Source organism: uncultured Thermosynechococcus sp. (assembly GCF_937958135.1).
Lineage (GTDB): Bacteria > Cyanobacteriota > Cyanobacteriia > Thermosynechococcales > Thermosynechococcaceae > Thermosynechococcus.
This window is the reverse complement of sequence record NZ_CALGOG010000035.1, coordinates 1-13058: the sequence shown is the minus strand read 5'-3', so window position 1 is coordinate 13058 and position 13058 is coordinate 1. Positions and strand designations below refer to the sequence as shown.

Below are 13058 nucleotides of genomic sequence, written 5' to 3'. Positions count from 1 at the left end.
TGCCAAGCGGTGGGCGATCGCCAGCGTCGGAATTTCTGTAATCAAGCCTCCCTGAGATAAGTCTGTTGCCTCTGCCAAAACAGTTGCCGCTGACAAAACAGTTAGGGGCATAGCCATAGGAGAAATCACTAGACGCTGGATCACGGTTGTTTGCTTATCATCGCCAATTTTCTGACGTTAATGCTAGGGGGCTTCTCTGCTTTGTCTGCAATCCACCGCCCTTGGAGTAAAACGAAAGGAAGGATTTAGACTAAGTGTAAAGAAACGTTTCTTTAGGTTAATCATGGCAGATTTTCTTTTGCGAGCAACGGCTGCGGCTGAAGGTATCCGTGCCGTGGGGGTGATCACCACTCAACTGACTGATGAAGCCCGCAAACGCCACCAACTCTCCTACGTTGCCACGGCTGCTTTAGGACGCACCATGGCCGCTGGCTTAATTCTCGCCTCTAGTTTCAAACAGCCCCAAGCACGGGTGAATGTGCGCATTCAAGGCAATGGCCCCCTAGGAACGATTTTCGCTGATGCCGGCGCCGATGGCACGGTTCGCGGCTATGTGCAGTATCCCAGGGTTGAACTTCCCCCCAATGCTAAGGGCAAACTAGATGTGGGGGCGGCGGTTGGCCACCAAGGTTATCTCTACGTCATCCATGATCTGGGCTATGGCTATCCCTACTCCAGCACCGTGGAACTGGTCTCCGGAGAAATTGCAGAAGATGTCACCTACTACCTTGCCACCTCAGAGCAAACCCCCTCAGCCCTGATGTTGGGCGTTTTTGTTGAAGAGGCTGGAGTGACTGCCGCCGGGGGGCTGATGTTGCAGGTGCTGCCTAAAGCTGCCAAGGATGAACACCTCATCGCGACCCTGGAAGAACGGGTGGCCAATCTCAAGGGCTTTACACCGCTGCTCCAAGCAGGGCAAACCCTGCCGGATATTTTTCAGGAACTGCTGGGGGATATGGATCTGCAAATCCTTCCCCAGCGGCAAATGGTGCGGTTCCACTGTGGCTGTTCCCACGAACGGATGCTAGCGGCACTCAAGCTCCTAGGGGAGGCAGAATTAAGGGATATCCTAGCCACAGAGGCGAAGGCAGAAGCCACCTGTCAGTTCTGTAATGCCGTCTATTGGGCGGATCGGCCGATGTTGGAGCAGTTGATTGCGGAGTTGGCCACTGCCTCAGTCTAGCCGTTGTATCTGAGGAGTTTGCGTCATGTCCGGTGTGGTTGCGACTGCCCAACCCCCTTTGCATTTTCTACCTCAACGATTTAGCTATCCTGTTTGGTGGACAGTGGCGCGACTCCTGCCCTTTTATATCCGCTATGGCTTAGGTCTCAAGCGGGTGGAAGGGGTGAATGTGGAAACCCTTGCCCACTATTATGAGCAGTTTCAGCAGGGAAAGGTACGACTCCTCATTGCCTTTCGGCATCCCTGTACAGATGATCCTTTGGTGATGGGCTACTTGATGTGGCATCTCCTGCCGCAAACAGCCCGCCGGTTGGGTCTTCGGCTGCGCCCCCCCACAAATGGTTATTTTCTCTACGATCGCGGGATTCCCCTCTGGGCAGGGCAACAGATTGGCTGGCTCTTTTCACGGCTAGGGGGCATTTCAATCATGCGGGGTAAGCTCGACAGCCAAGCCCTGCGATCGGCACGAGAATTACTGCTGGAGGGACAATTTCCCCTAGCAGCAGCTCCGGAGGGGGCAACGAATGAACACAACGAACTAGTGGCTCCCTTGGAGCCGGGCGTGGCGCAACTGGGGTTTTGGTGTCTGGAAGACTTGACCAAGGCCGGGCGATCGCTCCCCGTGGTCATTCTGCCGATTGGCATTCAATACACCCTCATTCAGCCTTCGTGGGAACGCATGGCAATGCTGATGGCACAACTGGAGAACCGCCTTGGCTGCCCTGCAAGTTCTCACAGTGCCCAGCCCGAGGATCTCTACGGTCGCCTCCTGAATTTGGCGACGTACCTTTTAGATCGCTTAGAGACCTTTTATGCCACCTCCTATCGCCAAGCGTTTCCCGAACTGCCACCCCTTGATTCTGCCAATGCAGAATTAGCGGCACGAATTCAGCGACTTCTCAACAGTGCCCTTGCGGTAGCAGAGTCCTATTTTGGTCTTAAACCCAGTGAAGACTTTGCCAGCCGCTGTCGGCGGATTGAGCAGGCCGCTTGGGAACGCATGTTCCGCGCTGACTTGGCACAACTGTCCTCCGTAGAACGCTGTTTAGCCAATTGGTTGGCACAGGAAGCCAATGTGCGATTACGCCATATGCGTCTTGCAGAGCGTTTTACCTCGGTTACCGGGAGCTATGTGCGGGAAAAACTGACAATCAACCGCTTCGCGGACATTGTGCTAATCCTCTGGCGCACCTTCGATTGGCTGGAAGGAAAAAGTCCCAACGTGAACCGCCTGGTGGGACAGCGGCAAGTGCGCGTCAGCGTCGGAGAACCCCTCAATTTGCAGAACTATTGGTCTTTGTATCGTCGCGATCGCCAAGGGGCACGACAAGCTGTAAAGGAAGTCACCGATCAGATTCGCCAACAATTTGAAGCCCTGATTGTCCCCACAGATTCTTAGACGGATTCAAAGCGAAGGTCTAAGTCAAACCCAGGCGCGATCGCCCCTCTTGAAGCCGCTGCAGTGCCCCGAAAAGATTACTCATCGGTTGTTGGGCAGCATGTTTCGGGCAGGTCACATCACAGTATCAATCGCGCCCGCTTCCCCGCCGCCCGGTGACGCAGGGAATAATGAGGGCATCCCAACGGGCACGATGGGTGGGTGCTCAGATTACCGGACCTCCTTTAGGCACTTGCACCTCAAGGTGACGAAAATACCGCTGTAGGAGAATATCCCCCAGCAAACGGTACATCAAATGGGGTGAAGAGAGGGGAAATGTGGGGCAATGGGGATTTGGCAGCATGTCGCCTCAGGCGTGAAGGGTGAGCCGGCTGTGACACATGAGCACAAGACTAGGGCGAGACCCCAATCTGGCCAGGGATGTCAAACCGGTTTACAAATTAGCAAATTAAGCTTCAGTTAATTATTGGCAATACTGAGAATCCAAGTGCCCACATAGCGCATCAAGGGAATATCCCCAGGCGAGCCAATGCGTGCATTGAAGTAGAACATGCCGCCATGGTTGGGGTTGCGTACATTGTTGAGAATGATTTGAACAGGTTCCCCAGCGGGAATCACTTCTGCTGGCACGATGTCAATGACGCGGTTATCCCGATCCACCGTTACCTCCGCTAGGTTAATTTTTCTGCCTAGCTCGCGCCGAAATTGGAAAAAGCTATTCCCTTGACTGCCCCCCACTCTGACCTCAATTCCCTTGGGATCAATAATGCCGTTGTAGTAGTCAGGGTAGGTGATGTTAATGCGGTTAATAGCTACTTTTTGCTGACCAAGGCGCAGCCAATAGCGATCGCCCATGAAACCGGGCGTCCCATAATCCAAGTGGTATTGCAACTGCTGCCGTCCACTGGGGCCTTCTCCCCATGTAAACGTAAACCCTTGATTTGATTGGGCACGCACAAGGGCTGGGGTCACAAGACCAAGGCTACACCCCAAGACCATAAGGGCCGGCAGGAAACGTTTCACCATAGATAACCCTATTACGACACACCACAGCTACCTAACCTTCAGACGGGGAGGAGTCGCTCAACGTTCCCCTACGGATTAGTCTGCTTAGTATCCTAACGGCAAAAATACACCATTGCAAAGAAAAGTTAAACTTTACGAGGCTCTTTCCCTAGTTTCTGGGCTGCTGCACAAGTTGAGCAAAGAACCCACCACGACTGGTCACATTGGAGAGGGCATCCTTATCGGTCATTTGCACCGCCACAATTTCTGAGGTAAGCACAGTTAACTTCTTGCCCACCTGGCGATCGCACGTCAGTTCGAGGACAGTCGGGGTACCGGTGGCTATGGCCTGCTGAATTTGTTGATAGACTGCCGTTGCTGCCGCACTTTCCTTGCGCTCAATGCTGACGGGCATGGGAACATGACGGAGGATCAAATCAATTGTGTACATTGTGCTCCTTTCTCCTCAAACACGGGGAGTAATATTCACTGTAAAATGCTCTGACTAGAAAATTATCGCTGCCTCAACGCGCTAGTCCACTGCCGATGGAGCGATCGCAACAGGGGCACATCCACATAGGTTGTCCAGCCCACCTCACCGCGGATCACTTGAAAGGGGTAGTCGGGTTCCCCTAGGCAATCCAAGACAAGTGCTGCATCGCGAAAGTCATGATCCTTGGTGTAGTCGGTGATCGTGATAATGGTTGCTAGACCACTCGCAGTGGCTGCCTGAATCCCATTGGCCGAATCCTCAAAGGCAAGGCACTCCTGCGGTGAGAGGCGCATTTTCTCAAGGGTGTAGAAGTAAATATCAGGCGCAGGTTTCTTTGCGGGCACAACATCCCCGGCGGCAATCATCTCAAACCAACTCACACCATCAGGAGCAAGGGCATTTTCAAGGAGGGCGGTAACATTGGCGGGGGTGGTGGTGGTAGCGATCGCCAAACGGAATCCTACTTCACGGGCTTCGGTCAGCAATCGTTTTACCCCCGGTCGCAGAGGAATGGCTCCTTCCGCCAATAACTCCGTATAGTAGCGGGTTTTGGCCTTGTGCAAATCGGCAATCAGGGCATCCAAATTTTGCGGACGGGGCCAATCGGGGCGAAAACGATCCAGATAATACTTGATCCGCTCCTTGCCCCCTGCCACCGCCAGCAGTTGGCCATAGAGGGGAACATCCCACTCCCAATCCAGACCCGCCGCCGCAAAGGCTTTATTGAAGGCAACGCGATGGCCATCCCGCTCGGTATCGGCCAGGGTACCATCCACATCAAAAATCAGGGCTTTCAGATCAGCCATGGGGAGCCATCATCCATCCCTCTACGGGGAAAAATTAATGGAATGACTGTAATTTTACCAGTCGTGCTCGCACTGCTTGATCATTGGTGACTGGTTCACGGAAATGCCATGTTTCCTCAGGGCCAAGGCCATAGACCTGTACCGAGACGGCTCCGACCTGCTGCCCCCCCTTATCCAAGAGTTCAAAATCTGCCTGAACCATGCGAAACTGCTCTTCACTGTAGTTTTTGAGAACACCCACAATAAACGGTGCTCCCCCCTCAATATGCCACTTGAAGTCCGCCATGGTTACGCCCTGTTGCGTAAGGCTACCACCAATCAACTGCTGCATCCGTTGTTGTTGCTGCCACCGACCGAGATGGTAGCTAAAGATCACCAGTAAACTCACAACTCCGGCGGCGATCGCCACCACCCAAGGAGCTGAGGAAGCATATACAGGGGTAGCTAGAGCTGGGTTAGGCAGGCGCAGATCGATGACCTCTTCCCAATCAGGTTTAGGCGAACCTTGAATGCGGCCAATAATTTTAATGCGGGCAATGTCATCTAGGTGAAACTGTCCCAAGCGCGACTTGAGAAGATTCACTAAGGCAGAATAATGGGCAACAGTGCCGGGGGGTTTGTTCAAAACAATGTTTAATTGGTTGCGAAACTGATTTACTTGGACAACAACGGCGTGTTCTGAAAGCACATCCTGAAGTGTTTCGCGAATTTGCTCAACTTGTAGTAGCCCCATGTCCGCAACCCCTAGTGTGTAGCAATAGAATCGCCTTCTGCGAAGCCTTTGGGAAGCGGTAGCGGTACCGCCCTATGTGCCAGTGTACACAAAGTTCTATGAAGCAAATTTGTGAATTCACCGTGGTTTACCGGCCTTGGTGAGCTGCTCACAGCGATCGCAATGACCACAACGCCATTCGGCTGCCTCAGGGGCAAAACCAAAGGCTTGGAGGAGAAACCGCCAGCGGCAGCCGCGGTAGTAGAGAAACTCTTGCATTAATTGTTCCTGCGTCGCTTTGGGCAGGGGTGGCACCTGTGTTAGGGGTTGACGGCAATAGTGAAAGGGATCCTGCCAGCGCAGGGCACCCTGTTGATGCAGGAGTGCCAATGTTAATTCCACCTCAGGCCACTGTTGCCGCAGTTGTTGAAGATTGCCCCTGAGGGGCAGAGACGCCTGAAGTGCCATGGCGCGATTGTAAGTGTCTTGACTGTGGCGCTGAAAAAACTGCCAACGCTGTTGATCTTCGCGATCCAAACCCCAGCGATCGCTCACCAGAGCTAGGGCTTGAGCCGGCTGACCATCTCGCCCAGCGCGTCCTACCTCTTGGAGATATTCACTGAGTTGCAGGGGCGGTTGATAGTGGCAGATCCAACGCACATTGGGTTTATTGACCCCCATACCAAAGGCATTGGTACAGACCACAAAGGGGAGTTTGTCCTGCAGCCAATCCGTCTCAATTTGGCGTCGCTGTGCTGCTGGCAGTCCGCCATGGTAAGGGGTGGTGCGGTATCCCTGCTCCTGTAGCCAAGTGGCTAGGGTCTCACAGTCGCGGCGGGTGCGGGCATAGATCAATCCAGAGGTTTTCCCCTGCTGCTTGAGAAATTGCTGGAGGCAATGGCGGCGATACCCCCGACTCCACACAGAACGTACAGTTAAATGGAGATTGGCACGATAGGGGCTGTGAATGATCTGCACAGGCTGCTCTAGACCTAAAACCTCAATGAGGATGCGTTGGGCATTGGAATCGGCAGTGGCCGTAAAAGCAGCGATCGCCAGCCGTGGGTGGTGCGGTTTGCATTGACGCAGAGCAGGTCGCACTGTTCCTAAGCGCCGATAGACCGGCCGAAAGCGATCGCCCCACTGGACAAGGCAATGGGCTTCATCCACAATCAAGCCATTGAGCCACACCTGGGATGAACAGAGGTGTTGCCAAAGGGGGTTAGAAAATAGCGACTCTGGGGAGAGATAGAGCAAACGGTAGTCCCTAAGATGTGAGAGAATCTGACGTCGTTGACTGCTGGGCAGTTCACTATGGTAGGCTGCGGCAGCAAGACCCCGTTGCCGCAATTCCCCCACTTGATTTTCCATGAGCGCAAGCAGCGGCGAGATCACCAGCGTCAATCCCCCTTGAAGGAGTGCTGGCAACTGAAAGCAGAGACTTTTGCCCGCTCCGGTGGGGAGGACGATTAAGGCATCCCGCCGTTGTAAGAGTGCTGTCATCACCTCGGCTTGGGGCGATCGCAACTCAGAATAGCCCCAGTATTGGCGCATCGCAGCCCGTATGGCCGCCAAATGGGTATCGGACATTCACCGGCTCAAGCTGGGAACCAATTTTCGAGCAATCCAACTGTTGCCCAAAAAGCGGCACAGTCTCCTAGGGATAGCTAGAAGAGTCAATTTAGAATAATTTTAAGCAAGACACTCTATGATGCCTAGGGGCTTTTAGACCTGTCACTGTTGCCGAAGTGTAAAACGCTTATGGAGATAAACCTATGGGCATGAAACTTGTGCCGCTGGTATGCGTGGCAATGCTGGCAGCGATGGTCGCTCCGGCAACTGCCCAAAGCCGCCGCCAACCCATTGATCCCCAACAATTGCCTATAACTCAGCCTACCTTGCCCCAAGCTTTTGAACGCGTTGATGGCAGTCAAGGGTACTGGCAGGATGAGTCGATCGCTGGCGATGCTTCTTTTGTGTTCGGTGCGCCCACCTATCGCGATAATGACATCATTCATCGGGCGCGGCGAATCAACTATCTCTCCACCGATGCCTGGTATCAGCAAAGTAGTCAACCCCCTATCCGCACCCGCGATCTCGATAGTCCCTTCTGCACCTCGATGTATGGCACGCCCTTTCCTTGCAATTTGATGGTAGAGTCACCACTACCCCCCCCGCAGCAGCCCTTGTTTACCCCCCCACCCCCCCCTGCAGTCGTGCCGCCTCCACCAGTACGTGCCCTGTATTGAAATTTGTGGGATAAAGTTAGCAATGGGGGGCAGCGCCCCCTTTTTTAGGACTTGAACGGCCGATCGCCGAAAAACTATGGCACCTGCTATGGAGTTCTATTAAAATAGATTGCAGTGTTAAATAATGCGTTAACAAATTTTTCTTTTCTTAAAAGTGTTCCCATTGAACTATTAGGCCAGCTTTATTTCACTTATTATTTGCGATCGCTGTGCCTATTACCTTTGACCTCTTTCTATGCAGTAGTTTCTTCTTTACTACCCTGAATGGCTATAAACTTTACTCTATAGAATCTATACAACCTGCAGACAACTCCAACCGCTATTCATTGTTGTCCCATTACACAAGTCATCTATAGGTTCTCCCTATTATGCTTCCCCATCAAGAACGACTCTCAATTTTCATCGATGGGAATAACATGTTCTATGCCCAGCAAAAAAACGGCTGGTTTTTCGATCCCCGTCGTGTTCTTGAATTCTTCACCCGCGATCCCAACATCGTATTGGTCAATGCTTTTTGGTATACCGGTATCAAAGATACCCAAGATCAACGCTCGTTTCGCGATGCCTTGATCAACCTTGGTTATACCGTGCGCACAAAACTGTTGAAAGAATATTACGATGAAACCCTCGGCAAGTATTATCAAAAGGCTAATTTAGATATTGAAATCGTGATTGATATGTTTAACACGGTCGGCCAGTACGATCGCGTCGTTCTTTTTAGTGGCGATGGTGATTTTGAGCGGGCGATTGAACTCTTGCGCTCCAAAAATACCCACATCACGGTTGTTTCCACCGAAGGAATGATTGCCCGTGAACTGCGCAATGCCACCGATCGCTACATTGATCTCAATGAGATTCGCCCCTTTATTGAAAAAATTGACCTGCAAAACGCCAACTAAAAAGCGCATCCAGCGATCGCCAGATGCGCAAGTAACTGAAGTGTTGTCTAAAATTCCTAGAACAGACCTAGGGTTAGGGACTTATCCAAAGGAAGGGTAGCACCAATACCCAGCCACAGCGTCACCAATGTGCCAAAGAGGAAGACCGTCATGGCTACCGGACGGCGAAAGGGATTTTGAAACTTGTTGACGCTTTCAATGAAAGGAATTAGCATCAAGCCCAAGGGAATCGAGGCATTTATGAGGACGCCCAGCAGCTTGTTGGGCACTACCCGGAAAATCTGGAAGGTGGGATAGAGGTACCACTCCGGCAAAATTTCCAAGGGGGTGGCAAAGGGATCCGCCGGTTCACCGACCATGGCAGGATCCATCACCGCCAGACCAACCACAAGGGCGATCGTGCCCATAATTACCACCGGGAAGATATAGAGCAGGTCATTGGGCCAAGCAGGTTCGCCGTAGTAGTTGTGACCCATGCCTTTCTTCAGTTTTGCCCGCAGCGCCGGATTCGTTAAATCAGGCTTTTTCAAAACTTTTGCCATAAATCAATCGTTCTCCTAGAGGTTCAGCAAGGGGGAGATTATCTGGAGCATAACAAGTGGAACCGCCGAAAATAGCAGGCTCTGTTACATTTCTTGATGCTAAGCTTACAGGGGACCCGAAATGCCCTGTTTGCGAATCATCAGGAAGTGCATCAGCATAAAGACGGCGATTGACCAGGGCAGCACAAAGGTGTGCAAGCTATAGAAGCGAGTGAGGGTTGCTTGACCAACACTTTCACCCCCACGTATTAGTTCCACCAGTTGATCGCCCACCACGGGAATCGCCGCAGGGATACCGGAAACAATTTTGACCGCCCAATAGCCCACTTGATCCCAAGGCAGGGAGTAGCCCGTGACACCAAAACTGACGGTAATCACCGCCAAAACCACACCCGTTACCCAAGTGAGTTCGCGGGGTTTCTTGAAGCCACCGGTGAGATAGACGCGAAAGACGTGCAGAATCATCATCAACACCATCATGCTGGCGGACCACTTGTGAATAGAGCGGATCAACCAGCCAAAGCTGACTTCATTCATGATGTACTGCACAGAGGCAAAGGCTTCAGCCACGGTGGGTTTGTAGTAAAACGTCATGGCAAAGCCCGTGGCAAATTGGATTAAAAAACAGGTGAGAGTGATACCACCTAGACAGTAAAAAATGTTTACATGGGGTGGTACATATTTGCTGGTAATGTCATCGGCGATCGCCTGAATTTCCAGGCGTTCCTCAAACCAGTCGTAAACTTTGCTCATAGGTAATGATTAGTCCTGCGAAACCGCTGCTTTCTTTGAAAAATGTAACACAAGCGCCCTCAGACTTTCCACATTGAGTTAGAGTCCTTTTCCCATGGAGGCACGCCCTGAAAACGGGAAAACGCAGAGGTTGATCTCCCCTTGATAGATCCCATACTTATAGACAAGGGCTGCACAGCCGTTCTCAGGTTGATTGGTGCCCCCCACCGTTCGATAATAAAGTCTCAACAGCTTCAGAATTGCCACTTGGGGCTGTATCCTCACATTCCCTTACTCACAAGACCGCTTGGGAGGCTTTGAGATGAATCTGCTGAAGAAACTCTTTGGTGCTATTTTCGGCCTATTCGGGGCGATCGCGAAACTCTTTGGTTTGGGCAAAAAGGGCGAATTCTACATTGAATTAGACGAAGGCAAAGCTGCCCCTGCTACACCGGCAACCCCTACTAAAGCGGCGGAACCCGCTCCTCAACCCGCTCAGCCCGTTGCCGCAGCACCCACGCCCATCCTTACAGCTCCGGCAGAACCCACACCTACCCCTGTCGCCCCCAGTGTTCCCTACACCCGTTTTGCCCGTCGTCGGCCAGGTGCCAATATGGCTGCATTCTTGGATATGGCGCGGCAAGTTCGTCCCTCTACCTAGGAAAATTAATCCACAGAGCATTGGATACAAAGGGGCTGTTGATGGCGGAGTGCCGCATCTGGCTCCTTTTTTTGGGCTTAGGCATCGTCTCCGCGGATTGCAAGATGTCCCCAGTTGCAGTAGCATTCTGGCAAATTGTGAGGGTTGAGGGTAAATTCCTATGGGTCAACAGTCGTCGAGTGGATGGGCAGCCGTAAAGATTTTTGCAGGGTTACTCCTTCTCTTTACTGTTGGTGCCTGCGAGGCGGACACTACCACCACTGCCCCAACCGCTGAAGGACTGCGCATTGGCTCCCTATTGCCCTCAACGGGTGATTTGGCCTCGGTGGGAACCCCCATTGCTGAAGTGGTGCCCCTGCTGGTGGAAACGGTAAATGCCTGTGGCGGTGTCAACGGCAAACCTGTCACGCTCATTGCGGCCGATGATCAATCCAATCCTGCTGCCGGCGCTGAAGCCATGACCAAGTTGGTGGAGATTGACCGCGTCGCGGGCGTTGTTGGCTCCTTTGGCAGCAGTGTCTCCAATGCCGCCGCAGATATTGCCACGCGGGGTCGCGTCATGCTCATTTCCCCCGGTAGCACCAGTACCCTCCTGACAGAACGCGCCAAGAAAGGGGACTTTAACGGCTATTGGGCACGCACCGCTCCCCCTGACAATTACCAAGCCCAAGCCCTTGCCCAACTGGCCAAAAAAGAGGGGTATCAGCGGGTGGCCACGGTGGTGATCAACAACGACTATGGCCGTAGCTTTGAGCAGGAATTTACCCGTGCCTTCAAAGCCTTGGGCGGGACAGTCATTAATGAGGATCGCCCTACCCGTTATGATGAGCGGGCAACGACCTTTACAACCGAAGCCGCAGCTGCCTTTGGGGGTAAACCCGATGCCGTGGTGGCCATTGTGTACCCCGAAACAGGAAGTCTCCTACTGAAGTCCGCCTTTGAGCAAGGTCTGACCCAGAACGTGGCCATTCTCCTCACCGATGGTGTGAAGTCCGAAAGTTTTCCGGAGCAGGTGGGGCGTACCGCCGATGGCAAATACATTATTGCTGGCGCTAAGGGAACAGTCCCCGGTGCCGATGGCAAAGCCCTAAGCCGCCTACAGGAACTGTGGCGCACCCAAAAAGGCGGTGATCTCCCTGCCTTTGGCGCTCAGACTTGGGATGCCGCTGCTCTATTGGTTCTGGCTGCCCAGGCCGCAGGGCAGAATACGGGGGAAGGGATTCGCAGCAAAGTGCGCGATGTGGCCAATCCGCCTGGCGAAGAGGTGGATGATGTGTGTACAGCCCTAGCCCTCCTGCGAGAAGGGAAAGAAATCAACTACCAAGGAGCCAGTGGTAACGTGGATATAGATGAAAATGGCGATGTTGTTGGGATCTATGATATTTGGCAGGTTACCGATGACGGTAAATTAAAGATCGTTGGTCAAGTGAATCCCCAAACACCCTAAGCATGGCAAGCACGTTTTCTTTTGATATTGTGAGTGATTTCGACTGGCAGGAGCTGGTCAATGCTGTGGATCAAACGGAGCGAGAGATTAAAGCCCGCTATGACCTCAAGGATACCCACACCACCCTTGAATTGACCAAGGAAGGACTGACGATTCACACTGAGAGTGAATTTACCCTTAACTCAGTGCATACCATTCTGCAACAAAAGGCGGCGAAGCGGCAGTTGTCTCTGAAAATTTTTGACTATGGCCCTGTGGAGGCAGCGGGCGGTCAACGGGTCAAGCAGTTCATTAAATTGCGGCGCGGCATCAATCCAGAATTGGCCAAGGAAATTAGCAAACTCATCCGCAGTGAATTTAAGAAGGTACAGGCCGCGATCCAAGGGGATGTGGTGCGCGTCAGTGCCAAGTCCAAGGATGATCTGCAAGCTGTGATCCAACGCCTGAAAACGGAGGATTACCCTGTGCCGTTACAATTTACAAATTACCGCTAGGAATTGCAGGGTCATGTTAGGGTCTGTATCGCTAGGGACGTTGGGGCTAATGGTCGGTTCACTGCTGACCGTGGTGGGGGCGGTGGCCTATGCCACAGGAAATGCCACGTTGAATCTGGCCGGATTTTTCTACGGCGTGCCCCTACTGCTGGGCGGATTGGCCTTAAAGGCGGCAGAACTTAAACCGGTACCCTATCGTGAACCGCCCACGGCGGAGGCGATCGCTGGCCGTGCCCAAGCCACACCCATTCAAACTCAAATCCGCAAGGATGTCAGCCGCTATCGTTACGGTCAAGAAGCCCATCTGGATAGCACCTTGGCCAGTTTAGGCTTGAGTCCCTCGGATGCCGAGCGTCCTGTGTTGGTGGCGATCGCCGAGACCCTAACAGACGGTGCTTATACACTAGTTTTAGAGTTTGACTCCCCAGCAGTTCCC

15 protein-coding genes and 1 pseudogene are annotated in these 13058 nt (G+C 52.8%); 8 read left to right on the top strand and 8 right to left on the bottom strand.

Translation table 11 applies throughout. The features are described from left to right. Positions 1-283 precede the first annotated feature (283 nt). Entirely contained in the window at positions 284-1183 is a 900-nt protein-coding gene (gene hslO, locus Q0711_RS04890; protein ID WP_298612695.1) for an Hsp33 family molecular chaperone HslO, read from the top strand. A 25-nt stretch (positions 1184-1208) separates the two neighbouring features. Beyond that, entirely contained in the window at positions 1209-2582 is a 1374-nt protein-coding gene (locus Q0711_RS04885) for a 1-acyl-sn-glycerol-3-phosphate acyltransferase (protein WP_298612697.1), read from the top strand. Between the two features lie 130 nt (positions 2583-2712). Here Q0711_RS04885 and Q0711_RS11665 read toward each other — a convergent pair. The 6 genes and pseudogenes from Q0711_RS11665 to Q0711_RS04855 all read right to left on the bottom strand — a co-directional run. Beyond that, positions 2713-2874 (bottom strand): annotated as a pseudogene (locus tag Q0711_RS11665) (1-acyl-sn-glycerol-3-phosphate acyltransferase); the annotation flags it as partial. A 167-nt stretch (positions 2875-3041) separates the two neighbouring features. Next, positions 3042-3608: a DUF2808 domain-containing protein gene (locus tag Q0711_RS04875; RefSeq protein WP_298612702.1), complete on the bottom strand. Its 567-nt coding sequence runs from the start codon at positions 3606-3608 to the stop codon at positions 3042-3044. 148 nt (positions 3609-3756) lie between these two features. Continuing rightward, complete coding sequence (locus tag Q0711_RS04870; protein ID WP_298612704.1) at positions 3757-4038, bottom strand: hypothetical protein; 282 nt, start codon at positions 4036-4038, stop codon at positions 3757-3759. A gap of 62 nt (positions 4039-4100) precedes the next feature. Continuing rightward, positions 4101-4886, bottom strand: coding sequence for an HAD family hydrolase (locus tag Q0711_RS04865; RefSeq protein WP_298612707.1), 786 nt, complete (start codon positions 4884-4886; stop codon positions 4101-4103). A 34-nt stretch (positions 4887-4920) separates the two neighbouring features. Next, complete coding sequence (locus Q0711_RS04860) at positions 4921-5619, bottom strand: FxLYD domain-containing protein (protein ID WP_298612709.1); 699 nt, start codon at positions 5617-5619, stop codon at positions 4921-4923. Between the two features lie 117 nt (positions 5620-5736). Beyond that, positions 5737-7188, bottom strand: a complete 1452-nt coding sequence (locus Q0711_RS04855) for a RecQ family ATP-dependent DNA helicase (RefSeq protein WP_298612713.1) — start codon at positions 7186-7188, stop codon at positions 5737-5739. Positions 7189-7373: 185 nt separating this feature from the next. On the opposite strand from Q0711_RS04855, the gene Q0711_RS04850 reads away from it, so the two are divergent. Both Q0711_RS04850 and Q0711_RS04845 read left to right on the top strand, forming a co-directional pair. Further along, a complete protein-coding gene (locus Q0711_RS04850; RefSeq protein ID WP_298612715.1) occupies positions 7374-7847 on the top strand; it encodes a hypothetical protein in 474 nt (157 codons plus the stop codon). Positions 7848-8215: 368 nt separating this feature from the next. Beyond that, positions 8216-8746 carry an NYN domain-containing protein gene (locus Q0711_RS04845; RefSeq protein WP_298612717.1) on the top strand — a complete coding sequence of 177 codons (531 nt, stop codon included), beginning with the start codon at positions 8216-8218 and terminating at the stop codon, positions 8744-8746. A gap of 56 nt (positions 8747-8802) precedes the next feature. Here Q0711_RS04845 and petD read toward each other — a convergent pair whose 3' ends face one another. Continuing rightward, positions 8803-9288, bottom strand: a complete 486-nt coding sequence (gene petD, locus Q0711_RS04840) for a cytochrome b6-f complex subunit IV (protein ID WP_298612721.1) — start codon at positions 9286-9288, stop codon at positions 8803-8805. Positions 9289-9393: 105 nt separating this feature from the next. Beyond that, positions 9394-10041 carry a cytochrome b6 gene (petB, locus tag Q0711_RS04835; RefSeq protein ID WP_298612724.1) on the bottom strand — a complete coding sequence of 216 codons (648 nt, stop codon included), beginning with the start codon at positions 10039-10041 and terminating at the stop codon, positions 9394-9396. A 301-nt stretch (positions 10042-10342) separates the two neighbouring features. Between petB and Q0711_RS04830 the strand changes: the two genes are divergently transcribed. The 4 genes from Q0711_RS04830 to Q0711_RS04815 all read left to right on the top strand — a co-directional run. After that, on the top strand, positions 10343-10681 hold the full coding sequence (locus Q0711_RS04830) for a hypothetical protein (RefSeq protein WP_299041805.1): 339 nt from the start codon (positions 10343-10345) through the stop codon (positions 10679-10681). Between the two features lie 160 nt (positions 10682-10841). Beyond that, the gene (locus Q0711_RS04825; protein ID WP_299041802.1) at positions 10842-12128 is read left to right on the top strand and encodes an ABC transporter substrate-binding protein; all 1287 of its coding nucleotides are present in this window, start codon (positions 10842-10844) and stop codon (positions 12126-12128) included. Between the two features lie 2 nt (positions 12129-12130). Beyond that, a complete protein-coding gene (locus Q0711_RS04820) occupies positions 12131-12622 on the top strand; it encodes a YajQ family cyclic di-GMP-binding protein (RefSeq protein ID WP_298612732.1) in 492 nt (163 codons plus the stop codon). 13 nt (positions 12623-12635) lie between these two features. Beyond that, on the top strand, positions 12636-13058 hold a 423-nt coding region (locus tag Q0711_RS04815), incomplete at its 3' end, for a DUF2854 domain-containing protein (RefSeq protein ID WP_299041800.1).

Coding starts and splice junctions, on each gene's coding strand:
- Q0711_RS04870 (WP_298612704.1), bottom strand. CDS start 4,038: ATGTACACAATTGATTTGATCCTCCGTCATGTTCCCATGCCCGTCAGC.
- Q0711_RS04820 (WP_298612732.1), top strand. CDS start 12,131: ATGGCAAGCACGTTTTCTTTTGATATTGTGAGTGATTTCGACTGGCAG.
- Q0711_RS04860 (WP_298612709.1), bottom strand. CDS start 5,619: ATGGGGCTACTACAAGTTGAGCAAATTCGCGAAACACTTCAGGATGTG.
- Q0711_RS04875 (WP_298612702.1), bottom strand. CDS start 3,608: ATGGTGAAACGTTTCCTGCCGGCCCTTATGGTCTTGGGGTGTAGCCTT.
- Q0711_RS04830 (WP_299041805.1), top strand. CDS start 10,343: ATGAATCTGCTGAAGAAACTCTTTGGTGCTATTTTCGGCCTATTCGGG.
- petD (WP_298612721.1), bottom strand. CDS start 9,288: ATGGCAAAAGTTTTGAAAAAGCCTGATTTAACGAATCCGGCGCTGCGG.
- petB (WP_298612724.1), bottom strand. CDS start 10,041: ATGAGCAAAGTTTACGACTGGTTTGAGGAACGCCTGGAAATTCAGGCG.
- Q0711_RS04865 (WP_298612707.1), bottom strand. CDS start 4,886: ATGGCTGATCTGAAAGCCCTGATTTTTGATGTGGATGGTACCCTGGCC.
- Q0711_RS04850 (WP_298612715.1), top strand. CDS start 7,374: ATGGGCATGAAACTTGTGCCGCTGGTATGCGTGGCAATGCTGGCAGCG.
- Q0711_RS04845 (WP_298612717.1), top strand. CDS start 8,216: ATGCTTCCCCATCAAGAACGACTCTCAATTTTCATCGATGGGAATAAC.
- Q0711_RS04885 (WP_298612697.1), top strand. CDS start 1,209: ATGTCCGGTGTGGTTGCGACTGCCCAACCCCCTTTGCATTTTCTACCT.
- hslO (WP_298612695.1), top strand. CDS start 284: ATGGCAGATTTTCTTTTGCGAGCAACGGCTGCGGCTGAAGGTATCCGT.
- Q0711_RS04855 (WP_298612713.1), bottom strand. CDS start 7,188: ATGTCCGATACCCATTTGGCGGCCATACGGGCTGCGATGCGCCAATAC.
- Q0711_RS04825 (WP_299041802.1), top strand. CDS start 10,842: ATGGGTCAACAGTCGTCGAGTGGATGGGCAGCCGTAAAGATTTTTGCA.